Below are 20,621 nucleotides of genomic sequence, written 5' to 3' on the forward strand. Positions count from 1 at the left end.
TCAGGCGTCGACGCCGCGGTCGAGCACGAAGCGGGGTCTGCCCACGAAGAGGCCGATGATGAGCTGCGCGCACGCCGCGACCCAGAGCAGCGCGAATGGGAGCGTCCAGCCCCCGCTCAGATCGTGGGTCCAGCCGAAGGCGATGGGGCCGAGCGCGGCGATCGAGTAGCCGAGCGTCTGCGCCATCCCGGAGAGCGCGCTCGCGTGCTCCTCCGATCGGGCGCGCACCGCCATGAGGGTCAGCGACATCGTGAACGAGCCGCCGCCGGCGAGCCCGCCGATCACGACCCAGGCGGGCATCGCGACCGGCGCGAGGAGCATGCCGATCCAGGCGACGATCCCGACCATGGGCAGGATCGCGGGGAGCCAGCGGCGCAGCCCGCTCCGGCCCAGCAGCGGGATGAGCAGCGAGCCGGCGATCCCGACGAGTTGGAAGACCATCAGATCCACGCCCGCCACCACCGCGGAGCGGCCCTGGGCGACCTCGTAGGCCGGAAGCCAGGTCGAGAGCATGTAGAAGACCGAGGACTGGGCCCCCATGTAGAGCGACACCAGCCAGGCCAGCGGATCGCCCCACATCCGTCGGCCGGCGGAGGCGGCCCCCCTCAGCGGCGAGGGAATCGGCGTGGCCGGCCGGGCGAGCGGATCCTCGGATCGTTCGCGCTCGAGTGCCGCCCGCCGGGGAGGAATCCCGTGGTCGGACGTCGCCAGGATCCACACGACCAGGGCGAGCGGCAGGAACGCTCCCGTCATCAGCAGGGCGGCGCGCCAGCCGAGCGCGCCGTCGTCGGTGGGCAGCTGGGAGAGCGGCACGACGGCTCCCGCCGCGGCGGCGCCGGCGGCGCCGAGCACGGCCGTGTAGGCGCCCGTGACGAGCGGCACGCGCTCGGGGAAGAAGCGCTTGATCGCCGCGGGCATGAGCACGTTGGTGATCGCGAGTCCCACGCCGATGAGCGCCGTGCCGATCCAGAGATGGGCCGGTCCTCCGGGAAGGGAGCGCCAGATCGTTCCGATGGCGAGGACGACGAGCGACCACGACATGGCCCGGGAGAGGCCGAAGCGGGCGTTGAGCCCGTGGGTGAGCGGGGAGACCAGCGCCCAGGCGAGCAGCGGAACCGAGCCCAGCGCTCCGAGCGCGGCGGGACTCACCCCCTGGTCCACGGCGATCTGATCCAGGAGCGGGCCGACGCCCGTGATCGTCATGCGCAGATTGATCGCGACGAGGCAGACCGCGCAGAAGAGCAGCACCCACGGCGGGCGCGCCGGTCGCGGGTCGGTGGGGATCATCGGGGACACTCTACCGATTCGGGGGCGCCCGTGTTCCCGATCGGACCGAGCGGGGGAGGATGGTGCGGCGCGAAGAGACGGGATACACTTGATTTCGATTAACGAATAATGTTTCGCACAGCGAATTTTTTGCGGCGCGGAGCGAGCGGATGGCGAAAGGACGGCGATGATCGACAGGAGCGTCACATCCGTCGAAGCGGCGGTGGCGGGGATCCCCGACGGGGCGACCGTCATGATCGGAGGCTTCGGGCGCGCGGGGCAGCCCGTCGAACTCATCGACGCGCTGATCGAGCAGGGCGCGGGCGATCTGACGATCGTGAACAACAACGCGGGCAACGGCGACGTCGGGCTGGCCGCGCTGCTCGCGAAGCGCCGGGTGCGCAAGATCGTGTGCTCGTTCCCCAGGCAGAGCGACTCCTGGGTGTTCGACGGGCTCTACCGCGAGGGCGCGATCGAGCTCGAGCTCGTGCCGCAGGGCAATCTGGCGGAGCGCATCCGGGCCGCCGGCGCCGGAATCGGCGCCTTCTACTCGCCGACGGCCGTCGGCACCGAGCTGGCGGAGGGTAGGGAGACCCGCGAGATCGACGGCAGGACCTACCTGCTGGAGTACCCGATCCGCGCGGATTTCGCGCTGATCAGCGCGCTGCGGGCCGACCGCTGGGGCAACCTGGTCTTCCGGGAGACGGCGCGCAACTTCGGTCCGATCATGGCGACGGCGGCCACCACCACGGTCGTGCAGGTCGACGAGATCGTGCCGCTCGGGTCGCTCGATCCCGAGACCGTCGTCACGCCGGGCATCTTCGTCGATCGCGTCGTCGCGGTCGGCGAGCGCCGCTGGCTGCGCGAGGGCGAGTTCGTCGGCGGCGTGGACATCGAGGGGAACTCGACTCACAACGAACGCGCAGCGTTCGACGAATCGAGTTCGGCCGCCACAGCGGCCTCCCCCGCGAGCCGAGAGGAACGACGATGAGCGATCGCATCAGCAGGCAGGATCTCGCGGCGCGGATCGCCGCGGACATTCCCGAGGGCTCCTACGTGAACCTCGGCATCGGCGCGCCCACGCTCGTCGCCAACTATCTGCCCGACGACCAGGAGATCATCCTGCACACCGAGAACGGCATGCTCGGGATGGGCTCGGCGCCCGCCGAGGGCAGGATCGACCCGGATCTCATCAACGCGGGCAAGCAGCCGGTGACCGCCCAGCTCGGCGCCGCCTACTTCCACCACGCGGACTCCTTCGCGATGATGCGCGGCGGGCATCTCGACGTGTGCGTGCTCGGCGCCTTCCAGGTGGCCGAGAACGGCGACCTGGCGAACTGGTCGACCGGCGCCCCGGGGGCGATCCCCGCGATCGGCGGAGCGATGGATCTCGCCATCGGCGCGAAATCCGTCTACGTGATGACCGACCTCCTCACCAAGACCGGCGAGTCCAAGCTCGTCGAGCGCTGCAGCTATCCGCTGACCGGCGCCGCCTGCGTCACGCGCGTCTACACGGACCGCGCCGTCTTCGACGTCGCTCCGGAGGGCTTCTCGGTGCGCGAGGTCTTCGGGGAGAATACGGTGACGGAGCTCGAACGGCTGACCGGGCTGCGGCTCCGGGACGCGACCGCGAACGAAAGGACCCCCGCATGACCGCCACATATGTCTACGACGCCGTTCGCACGCCGTTCGGCAGGGCCGCGGGCACGCTCTCGGGGGTCCGCCCCGACGACCTCGCCGCCGTGGTGATGCGCGCCGTCGTCGAACGGACGGGGATCGATCCCGCGCGGATCGCGGACGTCGTCTTCGGCGATGCCAACCAGGCGGGCGAGGACAATCGCAACGTCGCCCGTTTCGGCGCGCTGCTCGCCGGGTTCCCGACCAGCGTCACGGGCGTCACGGTGAACCGCCTGTGCGCCTCCTCGGTGGAGGCGGTGATCCAGGGCGCGCGCGCCATCGAGTCGGGCGACGCCGAGATCGTCCTGACGGGCGGCGTCGAGTCGATGAGCCGAGCCCCGTTCGTGATCGAGAAGTCGGCGAAGCCGTGGCCTGCGGTGGGGAACCAGACGGTGTGGAACACCTCGATCGGCTGGCGCATGACCAACCGGGCTCTGCCGAAGCACTGGACCATCTCCAACGGCGAGTCCGCAGAGAAGATCGCCCGCGAGTGGGGCATCGGGCGCGAGGAGCAGGACGAGTTCTCGGTGCGCTCGCACCGTCTCGCCGCCGAGGCCTGGGCGGGCGGATTCTACGACGCCGAGATCGTGCAGGTCGCGGGCCACGAGCTGGCGCGCGACGAGGGGATCCGCGGCGACACCTCGGTCGAGAAGCTGGCCGGCCTCAGGGCGCTCTTCGCCTCGGACGGCTCGGGCACGGTCACGGCGGGCAACGCCTCCTCGATCAACGACGGCGCCTCCGCGGTGCTGCTCGGCGCGGAGGGGGCGATCGACGCCGAGCCGCTGGCCCGCATCACCGGCCGCGCGGCACACGGCGTCGACCCCGACGACTTCCCGATCGCGCCGATCGAGGCGGCGAACCGAGCGCTCGCGCGGGCCGGGAGGAGCTGGGCGGACGTCGACCTCGTCGAGCTGAACGAGGCCTTCGCCGCGCAGACGCTCGCCTGCCTCAAGGGATGGCCCGAGCTCGATCCCGCGAAGCTGAACGTGCACGGCGGCGCGATCGCGATCGGGCATCCGCTCGGCGCCTCGGGGGGCCGGATCATCGGGCACGCCGCGCACGAGCTGAAGCGCCGCGGCGGCGGCGTCGCGGTGGCCGCGATCTGCATCGGCGTCGGCCAGGGCCTGGCGGTCGTGCTCGAGCGGTAGCGGGCGATGGATCCGAGACCGCGCCGCCGCCGTGTCCGGCGCCGAATCGTCCGCAACCGCCCCGTTCGACCCGTCGAACGGGCGATTCGGGTCCGGTCCCGGGCCGTCGGCCTCTAAGCTGAGCCCGTGCCCACTCCCGAAGGACCCCGCCGAGACGATCCGGACTTCGTGCAGTCGTTCGCGCGCGGGCTCGCGGTGATCCGGGCCTTCGACGCCGAGCACGCGGCGCTCACGCTCAGCGAAGTCGCCCGGCGCGCCGAGGTGCCGCCCGCCGCGGCCCGCAGGTTCCTGCGCACCCTCGAATCGCTCGGCTACGTGCGCGCCGACTCGCGGAGCTTCTCCCTGACGCCGAGGGTGCTCGAGCTCGGTTTCAGCTACCTCTCCGCGCTGTCGCTGCCCGAGGTGATGCAGCCGCATCTGGAGCGGCTGTCGCGTGAGGTGGGGGAGTCCGTCTCGGCCGCGGTGCTCTCGGGCACGGACATCGTCTATGTCGCGCGGGTGCCCACCCGCCGGATCATGACGGTCGGCATCACGATCGGCACGCGGTTCCCGGCCTACGCGACGAGCATGGGGCGGGTGCTCCTGGCCCAGCTTCCCGCGGACGAGTTGTCCGCGGTGATCTCGGAGTCCCGGCCGAGCCCGCTGACCGAGCGCACGCTCACCGATCCGACCGCCCTCGCGGAGGAGATCGCCCGAGCCGGGGCGCAGGGATGGGCGCTGGTCGACGGCGAGCTCGAGCTCGGCCTGCGCGCGCTCGCGGCCCCGGTGCGCGGGCGGGAGGGCGCCGTGGTCGCGGCGGTCAACATATCCACGAGCGCGGGAAGCGGCTCGTCCGAACGGGTGCGCGAGCACCACCTCCCGCTGCTGATCGCCTCGGCCGAGGCGATCGAAGCCGAGCTGCGCCTGCTGTAGCGCGCCGATTCCCGCCCCGGCGACTACGCTCGGTAGACGGCGGGGCGCACCCGCGCCGCAGATCCTGGAGGAGACCGGCTATGCCGCGGAGAAGATTCGACCGAGACGGCGCGGAGTTCGGTCGTGGGCTCGGCTTCTTCGATGCGATCTACGGCTTCGCGATCACTCTGCTGATCGTCAACGTGGATCTGCCGCCCGCCGAGGCCTGGCGGAGTCTCAGCACGCTGTTGCACGCGGGGCTCGGCAGCCATCTTCTCGGCTTCGCGATCAGCTTCATCGTGATCGCCGTGTTCTGGCGGAACAATACGGCGCTGCTGAGCCGCTTCCGCGGGCTGGACGGCCCGGTGATCGCGGCGAATCTCGCGACGGCGGGCCTGATCGTGCTCGTCCCCTTCTCCACGCAGGGGATCAGCGACCCGGAGACCTCGGCGTACCCGCTCGCCACCGCGTGGTACGCCGTCAACGTGGCCTCGGCGATGCTCTCGCAGGCGGTGATGCTCGAGATCGGGCGCGCGAGGGGGCTGCTGGTCGATGATATTCCGCGATCGGCATACTGGGCGTCGCGCGTCGACGTCGCAGCTCAGATCGCCGTGTTCCTCGTCTCGATACCGATCGCGTATCTGCTCGGTCCCGTGTGGGCGCAGGTGAGCTGGCTGCTGCTCATCGTCGTGGGGCGTATCACGGGCGTCTGGAGCGAGCGCATCGTCGAGCGGGACCGCGAGGGCGGTCAGCCGCCGAGGTAGGCGGGGGAGGCGAGCCGCGGGGCCGCGTGCTCCGATCCGCGGTGCGGGCGCACGGCCGACGAGGAGGCGGGCCCCGGTCCCCGCGCCAACGGATCAGCCCTGTGGGGCGGCGGTGAGCGGCTGTGCCGCGAGCCGCACCGGCGCGTTGCTCGCACCGTAGCCGTCGTACCCGTCGATGCGCTGAACGATCTCGAAGAACACCCCGTCGATCGTGGGGGCGTAGAAGTGAATGAACGCCCCCGTCGCATCGCGATCATAGAGCACTCCGAGATCCGCGAGTTCGGAGAGGAAGTCGGGGTCGAGCCCGAATCGCGCTTCCAGGTCATCGTAGTAATTGCTCGGTATCGGCAGCAGGCGGAGCCCTCGCGCTCTCGCGTGCCGCGCGACGGAGAGCGCGTCGTCGACTCGCACGGCGATGTGGCGTGCGGGCAGGGGGGCGGTCGGGGGCACCAGATTCATGGCGAGGCGGACGGCGCCGTCGGCCGTGCGCATGACCTGGCTGCGCACGAGACCGCGCGGGCCGGGAAGCTCGGTGACGGCTTCCGGATCGAGCCCGAGCACGCTGGTGTTGAACAGCACCGCCTCGTCGTAGTGCTGCCACGGGGTGGCGATGTTGATGTGGTCGATGCGCCCCCGCAGGCCGTCGCCTTCAGGGCGGTCCGAGGCGCGTTCGACGGCGGGGTACCCGCCGTCGAACTCCCCCTGCCAGGAGCGGCTGATGGCGGCGTCGGCCCAATAGACCTCGATGCCGTCGGGAGCCGCGACCGCGGACAGGTGCTGTTCGCCCGCCGAGGTGCGCCGGAACACCGACGGAGCTCCGATCCCCTGTCCTCGCCTGGCCGCGGCCTCGGCATCGCCGACGAGCAGGCCCAGCCCGCGCAGCCGCGCGCCCGGGCGCGGCGTCTGCTCGTTGACGATGATGCGCGCGTCTCCGGCGCGCCAGAGCCGGACGGCCTTGCTGCGGTGCCGCCCGGCGAAGGCGAATCCGAGCTGGTCGAGCTGCTGCTCGATCGCGCTGAGGTCCTCGCCGGCGATCTCGACGAAGTCGACGCCCGTGGGATCCTGCGACGCGTCGAGGCGATCCGTCGTCCAACCGTTCTCGGCGGCTGTTCGATCGGAGAGCCAGTTCAGTGACCGGAGCGCGTGCTGCGCCGTGCGGTTCACATCGGTCTGGCGGAAGGTGTCGTTGAACACCTCGAGCGAGAGCGGACCCGTGTACCCCGCGCGGATCGTATGACCGAGGAAGCCGACGAGGTCGAACTCGCCCTCGCCGGGGAACAGGCGATGGTGACGGCTCCAGGAGAGGAGGTCGAGCTGCAGCTCGGGCGCGTCGGCGAGCTGCAGGAAGAAGAGCTTGGCCGGGTCCATCTTCTCGATGCCGCTCGGGTCGTGCCCGCGAGAGAGGACGTGGAAGCTGTCGAGGCACACGCCGAGGTTGGGGCGATCCGCGCGCTGCACGAGGCGCCAGGCATCCCGGTAGTCGTTGACGTATCGGCCCCAGGCGAGGGCCTCGTAGGCGATGCGTATGCCCCGCCGGGCCGCTCGGTCGGCGAGTTCGCCGAGCTGCCGGGCGGCGACGGACTCGTCGTCGACGGTGGCGGTCCCCGCGTTGCTGCACAGCAGCATCAGATCGGTTCCCAGGCGCTCCATGACGTCGAACTTCGCCTCGGCGCGGCGCAGGTTGTCGGCGAAGGCGAGCTCGTCGACTCCTTCGACATCCCTCAGCGGCTGATACATGTCGATGCTCAGCCCCAGCCTGGCGCAGAGCGCGCGGATCTCCTCGGGCGATTCGAAGGCGGCCACGAGATCGGCATCCATGATCTCGACGCCGTCGAACCCCGCTTCGGCGCAGGCGTGGAGCTTCTCCACGAGACCACCGGAGAGACAGACCGTCGCGATTGAGGTGCGCATGCGATGAATGTACCAAATGGTTAATAGTTTGTCACTGCCGCGCGGAGACCCTGCTCCGGTCGCGCTCCCCGGCGTCGCCCCGCGACCGGAGGTCGATTCATCCGCGGTTGACGGAACGGAAACCTCTCTGTAATGTACTATCTAGTTAGTAATAAAAAACGAAAGGGACGAGGATGTCCGAACGAGTGCTGGTGCTGCACGGGCCGAATCTCAACCTGCTCGGCACTCGCGAGCCGCACATCTACGGCACCCTCACGCAGGACGAGATCGTGGCCGAGACCTCGGCGGCCGCCGAGCCCCTCGGCATCCGGATCGATCTCCTGCAGAGCAATCACGAGGGCGCGCTCATCGACGCCCTCCACGCCGCGCCGCAGCAGTACGACGGCGTCATCCTCAATCCCTCCGCGCTCACCCACACCTCCATCGCGCTCCGCGACGCCGTGGGGGCGATACCGACTCCCGTGATCGAGGTGCATCTCAGCAACGTCCACGCGCGCGAGCCCTACCGCAAGGTCTCCTACGTCGCCGATCGCGTCGCCGCGACGGTCTCCGGCGCGGGCGCGGGCGGCTACGTGGCGGCGGTCGTGCTGCTCGCCCGAATATTCGCCGAGCGCGGCGAGGGGAGCGGCGCATGACGCTGGTCGGACTCCTGGGAGAGGGGATCGCGGAATCGCTCACCCCGCCGATGCACCGGCGCGAGGCCGAGCAGCTCGGCCTCGACTACGAGTACCGGGTGATCGACATCGCGGAGACGGGCGAGACGCTCGACGAGCTGCCTCGGATCATGCGGAGGATCCGCGAGGAGGGATACGACGCGATCAACGTCACCCACCCCTTCAAGCAGCTGATCATCGAGCACCTGGGCGGGCTCAGCCCCTCCGCGGAGCGCTTGGGCGCCGTGAACCTGGTCGTCTTCGACGGCGACGACTCGATCGGGCACAACACCGATTGGAGCGGGTTCCGCACCGCCGTGGATCACGGCATCGGCGGTCTCCAGCGCCGATCCCTGGTGCAGGTCGGCGCGGGGGGCGCGGGGGCCGCGACCGCGTACGCCCTGCTCACCCTCGGCGTCGAGCAGCTCTGCATCGCGGACATCCAGGAGTCGCGCGCTCGCGCGCTCGTCGAGCGGTTCCGGACGGCATTCCCCGATTCACGGCTCGAGACCGCCGCGATGGGCGGCCTCGACGCCGTGCTGGCCGCGACCGACGGCGTCGTGCACGCCACCCCGACCGGCATGGAGCTCAGCCCGGGGCTGCCGTTCGACCTGACGGCGCTCGCGCCGTCGGCCTGGGTCGCCGAGGTGGTCTACCTGCCCCTCGAGACCGAGCTGCTGCGCGAGGCGCGACGACGCGGGCATCGCGCGCTCGACGGCGGGATGATGGCGGTCGGCCAGGCCGCCGACAGTCTCCACGTCATCACCGGCCTCGAACCCGACCGCGACCGCATGCGCCGGCACTTCCTCGAACTGATCGCTCGAGAAGAACGCGTCGACGCGTGACCGGCGGCCGAGGGCGCGAGCCGCAGCACCAGAATCACCGCACGGAATCAGGAACACACAGAATGGAAAGGGAATCGATGATGACTCCGAACAAGAACAGCCTGCGGGCTCGCCTCACCGGCGCGCTCGCCGTCGCCGCCGGGGTGGCGCTCGCGCTGGCCGGATGCGCCTCGGCCGAACAGGGCGGCGGAGAACCGGGCGACGGCGAGATCGTCGTGGGCTTCTCCGGCTACACGCTCACCAACCCGTACTTCGCCGGCCTGATCGCCGGCCTCGAGAGCGGTGCCGAGGAACACGGCTTCCGCCTCATCCAGACCAATTCGAACGGCGACAACAACGTCCAGGCCAGCGACATCCAGAATCTCGTGAGCCAGGGGGCCGAGTACATCGTGGTGAGCCCCGCCGACGCCTCCGCCATCGTGCCCGCGGTCGAGCAGGCCGCCGAGTCCGGGGCCACCGTCATCGCGATCTCCGACACGATCGAGTCCGAGGCCATCGCGTTCACGGTGGCGATGGACCACGTGACGATCGGGCAGCAGAGCGCTCAGGGCATCGTCGACTTCCTCACCGAGAAGTACGGCGAGCCGAAGGGCACGGTCGTCGAGATGCAGGGGATCGCGGGCAGCGCCGCCGGGGCGGATCGGACGAAGGGATTCGACGACATCGTCGGAAAGTACCCCGACATCGAGGTCGTGGCTCGCGCCGACGGCGGTTTCGACACGGACAAGACGTTCCAGGCGTTGTCGACGATCCTTCAGGCGCATCCCGATGTCGATGCGGTGATGAACGCCAACGACAGCATGGCGCAGGGAGCGACGAAGGCGATCGAGGCGGCGGGCCTGTTCGTTCCGGTGGGCGAGGACGGGCACATCTTCGTGACCGGAAACGACGCGCCGGCCCCCGCTGTGGCCGACATCCGCGCGAACCGTCAGGACATGAGCGTCGCGTCGCATCCCATCCGTCTCGCCGAGCTCGTGATGGACAACATCGCCGAGCTCGAATCCGGCGCGGACGTGTCGGGCTTCATCGAGTGGCCGGGGATGGTCTTCACGCCCGCCAACATCGACTCGGACGAGGTGCTCGAGTACGGGATCTGGGCGGATGAGATCGACTGATTCCGCCTCGGTCCGGCTGGAGGGCGTCTCCAAGACCTTCGGGGCGAACACCGTGCTCGATGGGATCGCATTCGCCCTCCGCCCCGGAACCGTCACGGGCCTCGTCGGAGAGAACGGGGCGGGGAAGTCCACGCTGATCCGTATCCTCTCGGGAGCCATCCGCCCCTCGTCCGGCGCGGTCGAGATCGACGGGCGGCCGCTGCCGAACTCGACCAGGGGAGTCATCGAGGCGGGCGTCAGCGTGATCTATCAGGAGCTCACGGACGCTCCCGACATGTCTCTGCTCGAGAACGTCCTGCTCGGCAACCTCGAATCGCGCTGGGGGGTCAAACGAACTCGGGAGAACCGGCGGCGAGCGCTCGAAGGACTGCGCTCGGTCGGACTCGACCACCTCGGCCTCGACACCCCGCTGAGCGAGCTGACGCTCGCTCAGCGTCAGCTCGCAGAGATCGCCCGCTGCCTCGTGCGCGCCGCGAAGGTGCTCGTGCTCGACGAGCCCACCTCGTCGTTGCCGGAGGCGGACGTGGAGACGCTGCTCGGGGTGGTCGAGCGGCTGCGGGATCAGGGCATGACGATCCTCTACGTGACCCATCACCTCGACGAGCTGTTCCGGATCTCCGACCGTCTCATCGTGCTGCGCGACGGCAGGAAGGTCGCAGAAGGACCCACCGAGGAGTGGAGCGAGCACACGCTGGTGCGCGCCATGCTGGCCGGCGAGCTCGAGCAGGCCTACCCCTGGCGGGCTCGCGAACCGGGCGAGACGATCCTCGAAGCGGAGGGGATCGAGGCCCCCGGCGTGCGCGGCGTCGATGTGATCGCGCGCTCCCGGGAGATCGTCGGGCTGGTCGGCCTGGCCGGGGCGGGGCGCACCGAGCTGATGCGCGCGCTCTGCGGCATCGCTCCGGTGTCGTCGGGCGTCATCGCGGTCGACGGTTCTCGGGTGCGACCGGGGTCGATCCGCCGCTCCATGCGAGCCGGTCTGCTCTACGCCTCCGAGGATCGCAAGCGCGACGGGCTCATCCTCGACGGAACCGTGGAGGCCAATCTCATCTACGGCGCCTATCGCGAGGTGTCGAGGCTCGGGGTCATCGATTTCCGGCGCGTGGGCGCGTTCGCCCGCGAGGTCGTGTCGCGCTACGGTGTGCGACTGCACGCGACGAAGCAGGCGATCGGCGAGCTGTCCGGCGGGAACCAGCAGAAGATCGTCGTGGCTCGCGTCTCCGAACGCGAGCCGCGGGTGGCCTTCTTCGACGACCCGACGCGCGGGGTCGATGTCGGCGCGAAGTCGGGCATCTACGAGGAGATCTTCCAGCTGGCCGAGCGGGGCGCGGCCGTGTTCGTCAGCAGCTCGGACACCGACGAGGTGCTGGCCGTGGCGGATCGGGTGTACGTGCTCGCCGCCGGTCGCATCGTCGCCGAGCTGGAGCGCGAGCATTTCGAACGTGAACACATTCTTCACCTGTCGTCCGCGGCAGGAGTACCGGCAGGAGGCCCGAACCGATGAGCGAGACCACCACCGTCAGCAGCGAGCGCCCCCTCTCCGGGGTGAGGCGCTGGACGCGCAGCGCGAGCAACAGCAACCTGGCCCCGATCGTCGTGGCGCTCGTGCTCGTCTCCGTCGCGCTCTCGATCATGACGCCGAGCTTCCTGACCGCGAGCAACCTCACCAACATCGTCACGCAGAGCGCCGTCGTGGGCATCGCGGCGATCGGTGCGACGTTCGTGATCATCACGAGCGGCATCGACCTCTCGGTGGGATCGAACATCGCGCTCTCGGGCATGGTCGGCGCGATCGTCGCCCAGTCGACGGGTTCGGGCGTCCTCGGCATTCTCGCGGTGCTCCTCGTCGCCGTCGCCGTCGGCGCGGTGAACGGCGGATCGGTGGCCTGGCTCGGCCTCGCCCCCTTCATCGTGACCCTCGCCGTGATGGGCATGGCGCGCGGCCTGACGCTGCAGATCAGTCAGGGGCAATCGGTCTACGGCCTGCCCGAGGCGCTGAACTGGCTCGGCGCCTCGGCCGTCTTCGACATCAAGACGTCTGCGCTCGTCACCCTGCTGCTGTTCGTGGTGGCTCATCTCGTGCTCTCGCAGACGACCTTCGGGCATCAGATCTATGCGGTGGGAGGCAATGCCGAAGCCGCGAGGCTCGCGGGGATCAACGTGAAGCGCGTGATCTTCGCGGCCTACCTGATCGCGGGCGTCACCGCGGGAATCGCCGCCATCATTCTCCTGGGGCGCCTGGATTCGGCGACGCCGAACGCCGCGACCGGTACTGAGCTGCAGGTCATCGCGGCGGTCGTCATCGGCGGCACCAGTCTGTTCGGGGGCAAGGGCAGCATGATCGGCACGCTCGTCGGCGTCCTGCTGATCGGAGTGATCAACAACGGGCTGACGCTGCTGAACGTCTCGTCGTTCCTGGTGCAATTCGTGCAGGGCGCGCTGATCTTCCTCGCGGTGCTGCTCGACTCCTTCAACAGCAGGCGGAAGCGCAGCTCGGGTCGGTAGCTTCGAGAACGAGGTGATGCGTGATGAGCGATTCGGCGGAGAGCTATCGGGATCTGGGGCGGCGTCTGTCGAACTGGGGGCGCTGGGGGGACGACGACGAATCCGGCACGCTCAATCTCCTCACCGAGGAGTGCCGGGTCGCCGCCGCCGCGCTCGTGGAGTCGGGCGAGATGTTCGATCTCGGGATCCCGCTCGACGAGCACGGACCGCAGACCGGTGGAACGGGGCGGCAGAATCCGCTGCACATCATGACGCGCACCCCCCTCGACCCGCCGGCGTCGAGCGGGTTCCACTATTTCGACGATGCGTTGTTCGCGCACCTGCAGTCCGCCACGCAGCTCGACGGACTGGCGCACGTCGCGTACGACGGCGAGCTCTACAACGGCGTGCCGGTCGAAGCGGTGAGCTGGTCGGGTGCCGCCCGTCTCGGCATGCAGCACTACGCCTCGCGCATCCAGGGTCGCGGGGTGCTGCTCGACCTTCCGAGGCTCGGCGGCAGAGCGAGGCTCGATGCGGCGGAACCCGTGACCGCCGCGGATCTGGATCGAGCGGTCCAGGCCGAGGGGGTGGAGATCCGCAGCGGCGACATCCTGTTCGTGCGCACCGGATGGATCACGGTGTTCAGCGAGGACCGGGACCGCGAGGCCTTCTTCGCCACCGAGCCGGGGCTCGCGCTCGATGCGGCCGAGTGGCTGCGGGAGCGGGATATCGCCTTCGTCGCCGCCGACAACTGGGGGGTCGAGGTCGCCCCGGCGCCCGACGGTTCCGAGATGCCGCTCCACTGCGTGCTCATCAGGGATCTGGGCATGCCGCTCGGCGAGATGCTCGACCTCGAGGCCGCCGCCGCGCACGCCGACTCGACGGGACGCTGGGAGTTCCAGGCGACGTGCCTCGCCCTTCCGGTGACCGGCGGGATCGGCTCGATCCTGCTCCCGACTGTGACATTCTGATAGCAGTGATGAGTCGTCAGGAGCCTTCGATGGAACACGTTGCACCCTCCGCGGAGGACGAGCCGAAGGTGCGTCGGCGCAACGCCGCCCAGACGCGCGAGAACATCCTGCGCGTGGCGACGGCCGAGTTCTCGAGCCGCGGCTTCTCGGGCGCGAGGATCGACGAGATCGCGGGCTCGACCAGCACGACCAAGCGCATGATCTACTACTACTTCGGCTCCAAGGAGGGGCTCTACCTCGCGGTGATGGAGAGCGCGTACCGGGTGATCCGATCGCTGGAGGAACAGCTGGCCATCGATCATCTCGAGCCCGTCGAGGCGGTCAGGGTGCTGGCGGAGCTGACCTACGATCACCATACGAGCCATCGGGACTTCGTCCGCCTCGTCGCCATCGAGAACATCCACCGGGCCGAGATCATCTCGAAGTCCGAGGTGATCCCCGACCTCAACTCGACCGCCATCGCAACGGCCGAGCGCGTGCTCAGGCGGGGGGTCGAGGCGGGCGTCTTCCGGGGCGATATCGATGCGCTCGACCTGCACATGATCATCAGTTCGTACGCGGTGTTCCACGTCGCCAACCGGCATACCTTCCAGACCCTCTTCGGACGGGATCTCCTCGACGAGGCGCGGCACGAGCACCACCGCCGGATCGCGGGAGACATCGCGGTCTCCACGCTCCTGAAGGAGCGCCCGCGCCCCGGCGGCACGGCCTAGCCGGGCGGGGCGTTCGTCGCTCGCGCCGCGAGGAGCGGCGGTGACGGGCCGCGGAACGCGCCGTTCCTCGCCCAGCACTGGCGCTATCCCCGGGTGTTCGCTAAACTTGAGTCATAATCACTCAAGTTTTGAGTTGGGCGGTGCGAGCCCAGGGCGAGGAAGGACGACATGCAGGCGAATTGGCAGCCGGCCGCCGGGAGCGGCGAAGGCGAGCAGAGCGCTCTCGAGCAGTTCGGGGTGAATCTGACCGAGGTCGCGCGCAGCGGCAGGCTCGACCCGGTCATCGGGCGCGACAGCGAGATCCGCCGGATCAGTCAGGTGCTGACCCGGCGCACGAAGAACAACCCGGTGCTGATCGGCGAGCCGGGCGTCGGCAAGACCGCCGTCGTGGAGGGGCTCGCGCAGCGCATCGTCGCCGGGGACGTGGCCGATTCCCTCAAGGACAAGGAGCTCATCTCGCTCGACATCTCCGCGCTCATCGCGGGAGCCAAGTACCGCGGCGACTTCGAGGAGCGGATGAAGGCCGTGCTGCAGGAGATCAAGGACTCCGACGGCAGGGTCATCACCTTCATCGACGAGCTGCACACCCTGATGGGGGCGGGCGGCGGCGAGTCGTCGGTCGCGGCTTCGCAGATGCTCAAGCCGATGCTCGCCCGCGGCGAGCTCCGGCTGATCGGCGCGACGACGCTGGACGAGTACCGCGAGTACATCGAGAAGGACGCCGCCCTCGAGCGCCGCTTCCAGCAGGTGTACGTCGGCGAGCCCTCGGTCGAGGACACGGTCGCGATCCTGCGCGGACTCAAGGAGCGCTACGAGGCGCACCACAAGGTCACCATCGCCGACTCGGCGCTGGTCGCGGCGGCCTCGCTGTCGAACCGCTACATCACCGCGCGCCAGCTTCCGGACAAGGCCATCGACCTGATCGACGAGGCCGCCTCGCGGCTGCGCATGGAGATCGACTCCGCTCCCGTCGAGATCGACGAGCTGCGCCGCTCGGTCGAACGCATGAAGATCGAGGATCTGGCGCTGAAGAAGGAGAAGGACGAAGCCTCGAAGGAGCGGCGCGCCAAGCTCCGCGAGGATCTCGACCGGCGGGAGGCCGAGCTCACAGAGCTCGAGGATCGATGGGACCGGGAGCGCGAGGCGCTGAACCGCGTGGGCGCGCTGCGCGAGCAGCTCGACCAGTTGCGGATCCGAGCGGATCGCGCGCAGCGCGAGGGCGATCTCGGCGAGGCCTCGAAGCTGCTCTACGGCGAGATCCCGCTCGTGGAGAAGCAGCTCTCCGAGGCGGAGCGCGCGGAGAGCCAGTCGATCGCGGACGATGAGCCCCGCATGGTGAACGATCAGGTCACCGACGAGGACATCGCCGGCGTGGTCGCGGCCTGGACGGGCATCCCCGTGGGGCGCCTGCTGCAGGGCGAGACGGAGAAGCTCCTCGCGCTCGAGAACGAACTGGGCAAGCGCCTGATCGGCCAGAGCGATGCCGTGCGGGCGGTCTCCGATGCGGTGCGCCGCTCGCGCGCCGGCATCGCCGACCCCGATCGGCCCACGGGATCGTTCCTCTTCCTCGGTCCGACCGGTGTCGGCAAGACCGAGCTGGCGAAGGCCCTCGCCGAGTTCCTCTTCGACGACGAGCACGCCATGGTGCGGATCGACATGAGCGAGTACGGCGAGAAGCACTCGGTCTCGCGTCTGGTGGGCGCTCCGCCGGGGTACATCGGCTACGAGCAGGGCGGTCAGCTGACCGAGGCGGTGCGCCGCCGTCCCTACTCGGTGGTGCTGCTCGACGAGGTCGAGAAGGCGCACCCCGAGGTGTTCGACGTGCTGCTGCAGGTCCTCGACGACGGGCGTCTCACGGACGGGCAGGGCCGAACGGTCGACTTCCGCAACGTCATCCTGATCCTCACCTCGAATCTCGGCAGCCAGTATCTGATCGACCCCGAACTGCCGTGGGCGGAGAAGGAGGAGGCGGTGCGCGAGACGGTGCGCCGCGCCTTCAAGCCGGAGTTCGTCAACCGGCTCGATGAGATGGTGATCTTCAGCCCGCTCTCCGAGGCGGATCTCGCGCAGATCGTCGGCCTCTCGGTCGACCGGCTGCAGGAGCGCCTCTCGGACCGGAGACTCACCATCGGCGTGACGCCGGCCGCTCGCGGATGGCTCGCGGCGCGCGGATACGATCCGGTCTACGGCGCCCGCCCGCTGCGCCGCCTCATGCAGCACGAGATCGACGACCGCCTCGCCCGCGCCGTGCTCTCCGGCGAGGTGCGCGACGGGCAGGCCGTCCGCGTCGACGTGGCGCCCGGAGGCGAGGCGCTCGAGCTCGAGGTCCTGCCCGCCGGGCCGGGATCGGACGGCGAGCCCGACGACGTCATCGAGGCCGAGTTGCTCGACGACTGAGGAGCAGGAGGCTGATGCCTCCTGTTCGCGCACCGCTTTTCGCGGCAGGTATCGGGGCAAGCGTCTCCTGCCGGGCGGTCAACGAGACGGGACACGGCCGGTGATGATCCCCGAAGCCCGCGCTCGACGGAGGGGCGTATCCCGGTGACGGTCCCGTAGGGGCTCGACTCGCGGCCTCAGGTGTCGGCGCATGTCCTGTCCTATGCGGCGATGCCGGTGCGGGAGCCACTCGAACTCGCCTGTGATGCTGCGCGGAGGCGGCTCGTTCGGGATCGGTTCCAGGGCGGTCGAGAACCCGGATGCTCGGATGATCCCCTGAATCGAGGAGGAGAAACGTAATCAAGAATTTACATATCTGTGATCACAGATCTTGATTTGAGAAGGCAATCTGTGCGATTCTCGGGGGCATGAAATCTCAACCCCACCAACTCACCGTGCCCAGCGTCGAGAACGTCGTCTACGAAACCCTCAGGGATTTCATCGTCGGTGGCGACTATCTGCCCGGGCAGCGTCTCCACCTCGCCGAACTCGCCACCCAACTCGGAGTGAGCACGATGCCGGTGCGCGGGGCGCTTGCGAGGCTCACCGATGAGGGGCTGGTCCACCAGATGCCGCGACGGGGCGCGACAGTCGCACCGCTCGATCTCGCCGAATACCTCGAGTTGCAGGACCTGCGCATCGGCATCGAGACCGTGGCCGCGCGTTACGGGGTGCAGCACATGGATGATGAGCGTCTCGCCGAGATGAAGCGCATCCTGGGCGCGCTCTGGGAGGAAACGGACATCGAGTCGATCATCGCGCTCGAGTGGGACGCCTATCTCACCCTGTACGCGGCCCCCGGCCGTCAGCGCACGGTAGGCCTGGTGCAGGAGTACGGTCGCCTCTCCGAGCGCTACACCCGTTTCATGTACGGCTTCGAGTTCAAGCAGACGCAGGCCGCCGCCCGTCTCTCCCAGGTGATCGAGGCCTGCGAACTCGGGGATGGAGAAGCGGTGGCCGAAGTCATCGCGAGTCATATGAGCGAGGACGCCAGGAAGGTCTCCGGAGCGCTCGAGGCCCGCGTCGGGGAGGAGCAGCGGTGAGCGGCCCGAACCGCATCGCCGTGGTGACCGGCTCGAGCAGCGGCCTGGGCCGTGCGCTTGCCGCTCGGTTCGTCGCGGGTGGCTACCTCGTGGTCGGCCTCGACATTCGGACGGGAGAGCCGCTCGACGGCCTGACCGAGATCGCGGCCGACATCACCGATGCATCGGCGGTCAGAGTCGCGTTCGAGCAAGCGGCCATGCTCGGAGAGCTGGAACTGCTGGTGAACGCGGCGGGCGTGTACCCCCGGTCCACACTCGCGAGCTCCTCGGTCGAAGCCTATCGTCGGATCTTCGATGTCAACGTGCTGGGCACGGTGCTGCCCACGCAGGCCTTCGCCGACATCCGTGATCGCGAGGGTCGGGGCTGCGTCATCAACGTCGCCTCGGTCGACGGCCTGAACCCGACGCCGAAATCCGTGCTGTACAGCGCCTCGAAGGCGGCGGTCATCAGCCTGACCCGGGGCATCGCGGACGAGCTCGCCGCGCAGAACGTCCGCATATTCGGTGTCGCGCCTGACTACATCGCCACGGAGACCGTCATCGAACTGGTCGGCGGCAAGGTGCCGGACAGCGCGGCCACGCCCGAACAGGTGGCGGAGACCTGCTGGGATCTCAGTCGGACGGGCTCGTTCGCGCTCGTCACCGGCGAGACCCTGGTGCTGCGGAAGAACGCGCTCGACTCCTGATCGCCGGCCGTGCCCGCGACCCACGACTTCGATGACAACCGAGATCACTCAGAGGAGAGGAAGAACGATGGGAAACAAGAAGAAAGCCCTGGTCCGCGGCATCGCGGCCGCAAGCGCGATCGGACTGGCGGCCGGCCTCGCGGCCTGTTCCGGTGGAGGCGGCGAGGGCGATGGCCAGGTGGTCGTCGCGAACTACGGAGGCATCACCCTCGAAGGATTCGAAGCGGCCTACTTCGACGACTTCACCGCCGAGACGGGCATCGAGGTGATCTCGGCCGACGCTGATGTCGCGCGCTATGTGCAGATGTCCGAGACCGGCGAGAGCGAGTGGGACTCGATCGACGCCGACGGCTTCGCGAACGTCGATTGGATCAACCGAGGCCTCGTGCAGGAGATGTCCGACGATGTGCCGCGTGCCTCGCTGGTGCCGGACGAATACAAGGATTACATCGCCGGCGCCTACACCCAGTCGTTCGTGCTCGCCTATCGCGCGAGCGCCCTCGACCGAGAGCCGACCTCCTGGAAGGACTTCTGGGACGTCGAAGGCCTGCCGGGCAACCGCGGCTGGCCGGGATATTACATCGGCACCGCGGAGGCGGCGCTGCTCGCCGATGGTGTCGCGCCGGACGAGCTCTTCCCACTCGACTTCGACCGGGCGTTCGGCAAGCTCGACGAGATCAAGGGAGATCTCACCTTCTTCGAATCGTACGCCGCCGGCGCGCAGGCGCTGCAGGCGGGCACGGTGGACATGATCCTCCTTCCGAACGGACGGGTGACCCCGCTCATGGCTGAGGACGACGACGTCGAGATCATGTGGGATGAGAACCTGTTCTATCCCTTCACGGGTTTCACCATCTCGCAGGGCGCCCCGAACCCCGAGGCGATGAACAAGCTCATGGTCTACATGCAGGACCCCGAGCGCCAGGCCAGGTTCGCGGAGATCACCGGATACGGCCCGACCGTCGACGGGGCGCTGGAGCTTCTCAGCCCCGAAACCGCGGCGATCCTGCCCGGCACGGAAGAGCACATGAGGAATGCCGTCACCATCGACCAGGTGGCGCTGTCATCTCAGACCGACGAGTATGTGAGCCGATACTCGGAGTGGCTGGCGGGCTGAGCGTGAGCGCCTCGAACCCCGTGACGACGGAGTTCCCCGCCGTCACGGGGTCCCCCTCCTCGTCCAGACCCGGCCTCGGAGCGGGCACGAAGCAACTGCTGATCCTGCCCATCGCGTTCCTCGTGCTCGGCATGCTGATACCGATCGTCTTCGTATTCTGGACCGCGGCGTTCGGAAGCGGCAGCGGAGACATCGTCTCAGTCGTCACCGATCCGTTGTTCCAGCGGGCCTTGACGAGAACCCTGCTCATGGCGGTTCTGGTGACCGTGTTCTGCGTGGTGCTGGGCCTGGTCTACGCGCTCGCGCTGCTCCTGGCTCCGCGGGCGATCCGCATCCTGCTCGTCATCGGCATAGGATCCGCCTTCGTGATCTCCCTCATGGTGCGCACCTACGGGTGGATCATCCTGCTGCAGCCGAAGGGTCTGCTCGCAGACATCCTTCACAGCCTCGGCGTCCTCGACGGCCCGTTGCAGCTGCTGCAGACGCCGACGGCGATGTATCTCGGCATGGTGCATGTGATGCTGCCCTTCGCGATCATGCTCATCTACACCGCGTTGATGTCCCTGGACGGCAACCAGCTGAAGGCCGCGCGCAGCATGGGAGCCAGCGGATTGACCACGTTCTGGAGGGTGGTCCTCCCGCAGATCTCCGGCGGCGTGGCTGCGGGCGCGATGCTCGTCTTCATGATCTCGCTGAGCTTCTACATCACGCCGGCGTTCCTGGGCGGACCGGCCCAGCTGACCATGGGCACGCTGATCGGCCGCGAGCTGAGCGGCACGCAGAATTTCAAGTCCGCAGCGATCATGGGGACCATGCTGCTCGTGGTGGTAGTGGTGCTGTACTTCCTCGCGGAGAAGACCTTCAAGATCACCGAACGTTGGGAACGGCGATGAATGTGATG

General features: G+C 69.0%; 19 protein-coding genes. 17 read left to right on the forward strand and 2 right to left on the reverse strand.

Features of this window, described 5'->3' with window-relative positions; genetic code table 11:
- Entirely contained in the window at nucleotides 1-1,287 is a 1,287-nt protein-coding gene (locus tag J4H92_RS00475; protein ID WP_243751829.1) for an MFS transporter, read from the reverse strand.
- Between the two features lie 166 nt (nucleotides 1,288-1,453).
- Here J4H92_RS00475 and J4H92_RS00480 point away from each other — a divergent pair, with 166 nt between their 5' ends.
- From J4H92_RS00480 to J4H92_RS00500, 5 genes are all read left to right on the forward strand, one after another.
- Entirely contained in the window at nucleotides 1,454-2,257 is an 804-nt protein-coding gene (locus J4H92_RS00480) for a 3-oxoacid CoA-transferase subunit A (protein WP_208095060.1), read from the forward strand.
- Nucleotides 2,254-2,919, forward strand: a complete 666-nt coding sequence (locus J4H92_RS00485) for a 3-oxoacid CoA-transferase subunit B (RefSeq protein ID WP_208095061.1) — start codon at nucleotides 2,254-2,256, stop codon at nucleotides 2,917-2,919. Before J4H92_RS00480 ends, J4H92_RS00485 begins: the two co-directional genes overlap by 4 nt.
- Nucleotides 2,916-4,091 carry a thiolase family protein gene (locus J4H92_RS00490; protein ID WP_208095062.1) on the forward strand — a complete coding sequence of 392 codons (1,176 nt, stop codon included), beginning with the start codon at nucleotides 2,916-2,918 and terminating at the stop codon, nucleotides 4,089-4,091. The genes J4H92_RS00485 and J4H92_RS00490 overlap by 4 nt, the downstream gene beginning before the upstream one ends.
- Before the next feature lie 126 nt (nucleotides 4,092-4,217).
- A complete protein-coding gene (locus J4H92_RS00495; RefSeq protein ID WP_341782946.1) occupies nucleotides 4,218-5,003 on the forward strand; it encodes an IclR family transcriptional regulator domain-containing protein in 786 nt (261 codons plus the stop codon).
- 80 nt (nucleotides 5,004-5,083) lie between these two features.
- Complete coding sequence (locus tag J4H92_RS00500) at nucleotides 5,084-5,746, forward strand: TMEM175 family protein (protein WP_208095063.1); 663 nt, start codon at nucleotides 5,084-5,086, stop codon at nucleotides 5,744-5,746.
- Between the two features lie 93 nt (nucleotides 5,747-5,839).
- On the opposite strand, the gene J4H92_RS00505 is transcribed toward J4H92_RS00500, so the two are convergent.
- The gene (locus J4H92_RS00505) at nucleotides 5,840-7,657 is read right to left on the reverse strand and encodes a bifunctional sugar phosphate isomerase/epimerase/4-hydroxyphenylpyruvate dioxygenase family protein (RefSeq protein ID WP_208095064.1); all 1,818 of its coding nucleotides are present in this window, start codon (nucleotides 7,655-7,657) and stop codon (nucleotides 5,840-5,842) included.
- Nucleotides 7,658-7,830: 173 nt separating this feature from the next.
- Here J4H92_RS00505 and aroQ point away from each other — a divergent pair, with 173 nt between their 5' ends.
- The 12 genes from aroQ to J4H92_RS15650 all read left to right on the forward strand — a co-directional run bounded on the left by aroQ (nucleotide 7,831) and on the right by J4H92_RS15650 (nucleotide 20,613).
- Nucleotides 7,831-8,292: a type II 3-dehydroquinate dehydratase gene (gene aroQ, locus J4H92_RS00510; RefSeq protein WP_208095065.1), complete on the forward strand. Its 462-nt coding sequence runs from the start codon at nucleotides 7,831-7,833 to the stop codon at nucleotides 8,290-8,292.
- Complete coding sequence (locus J4H92_RS00515) at nucleotides 8,289-9,155, forward strand: shikimate dehydrogenase (RefSeq protein ID WP_208095066.1); 867 nt, start codon at nucleotides 8,289-8,291, stop codon at nucleotides 9,153-9,155. Before aroQ ends, J4H92_RS00515 begins: the two co-directional genes overlap by 4 nt.
- 80 nt (nucleotides 9,156-9,235) lie before the next feature.
- Entirely contained in the window at nucleotides 9,236-10,270 is a 1,035-nt protein-coding gene (locus J4H92_RS00520; RefSeq protein WP_208095067.1) for a sugar ABC transporter substrate-binding protein, read from the forward strand.
- Nucleotides 10,257-11,774, forward strand: a complete 1,518-nt coding sequence (locus tag J4H92_RS00525) for a sugar ABC transporter ATP-binding protein (protein ID WP_208095068.1) — start codon at nucleotides 10,257-10,259, stop codon at nucleotides 11,772-11,774. The genes J4H92_RS00520 and J4H92_RS00525 overlap by 14 nt, the downstream gene beginning before the upstream one ends.
- The gene (locus tag J4H92_RS00530) at nucleotides 11,771-12,775 is read left to right on the forward strand and encodes an ABC transporter permease (RefSeq protein WP_208095069.1); all 1,005 of its coding nucleotides are present in this window, start codon (nucleotides 11,771-11,773) and stop codon (nucleotides 12,773-12,775) included. The genes J4H92_RS00525 and J4H92_RS00530 overlap by 4 nt, the downstream gene beginning before the upstream one ends.
- Nucleotides 12,776-12,798: 23 nt before the next feature.
- On the forward strand, nucleotides 12,799-13,725 hold the full coding sequence (locus tag J4H92_RS00535; protein ID WP_208095070.1) for a cyclase family protein: 927 nt from the start codon (nucleotides 12,799-12,801) through the stop codon (nucleotides 13,723-13,725).
- A 29-nt stretch (nucleotides 13,726-13,754) separates the two neighbouring features.
- Entirely contained in the window at nucleotides 13,755-14,438 is a 684-nt protein-coding gene (locus tag J4H92_RS00540; protein ID WP_208095071.1) for a TetR family transcriptional regulator, read from the forward strand.
- 168 nt (nucleotides 14,439-14,606) lie between these two features.
- A complete protein-coding gene (locus tag J4H92_RS00545; protein WP_208095072.1) occupies nucleotides 14,607-16,835 on the forward strand; it encodes an ATP-dependent Clp protease ATP-binding subunit in 2,229 nt (742 codons plus the stop codon).
- Nucleotides 16,836-17,242: 407 nt separating this feature from the next.
- Entirely contained in the window at nucleotides 17,243-17,917 is a 675-nt protein-coding gene (locus tag J4H92_RS00550) for a GntR family transcriptional regulator (RefSeq protein ID WP_208095073.1), read from the forward strand.
- On the forward strand, nucleotides 17,914-18,603 hold the full coding sequence (locus J4H92_RS00555; RefSeq protein WP_208095074.1) for an SDR family NAD(P)-dependent oxidoreductase: 690 nt from the start codon (nucleotides 17,914-17,916) through the stop codon (nucleotides 18,601-18,603). Before J4H92_RS00550 ends, J4H92_RS00555 begins: the two co-directional genes overlap by 4 nt.
- 67 nt (nucleotides 18,604-18,670) lie before the next feature.
- Nucleotides 18,671-19,720 carry an extracellular solute-binding protein gene (locus J4H92_RS00560; RefSeq protein ID WP_208095075.1) on the forward strand — a complete coding sequence of 350 codons (1,050 nt, stop codon included), beginning with the start codon at nucleotides 18,671-18,673 and terminating at the stop codon, nucleotides 19,718-19,720.
- Nucleotides 19,721-19,722: 2 nt separating this feature from the next.
- Nucleotides 19,723-20,613, forward strand: a complete 891-nt coding sequence (locus J4H92_RS15650) for an ABC transporter permease subunit (protein WP_208095076.1) — start codon at nucleotides 19,723-19,725, stop codon at nucleotides 20,611-20,613.
- The last annotated feature ends 8 nt before the right edge of the window (nucleotides 20,614-20,621 follow it).

The organism is Leucobacter weissii, from assembly GCF_017565745.1.
Taxonomy (GTDB): domain Bacteria; phylum Actinomycetota; class Actinomycetes; order Actinomycetales; family Microbacteriaceae; genus Leucobacter; species Leucobacter weissii.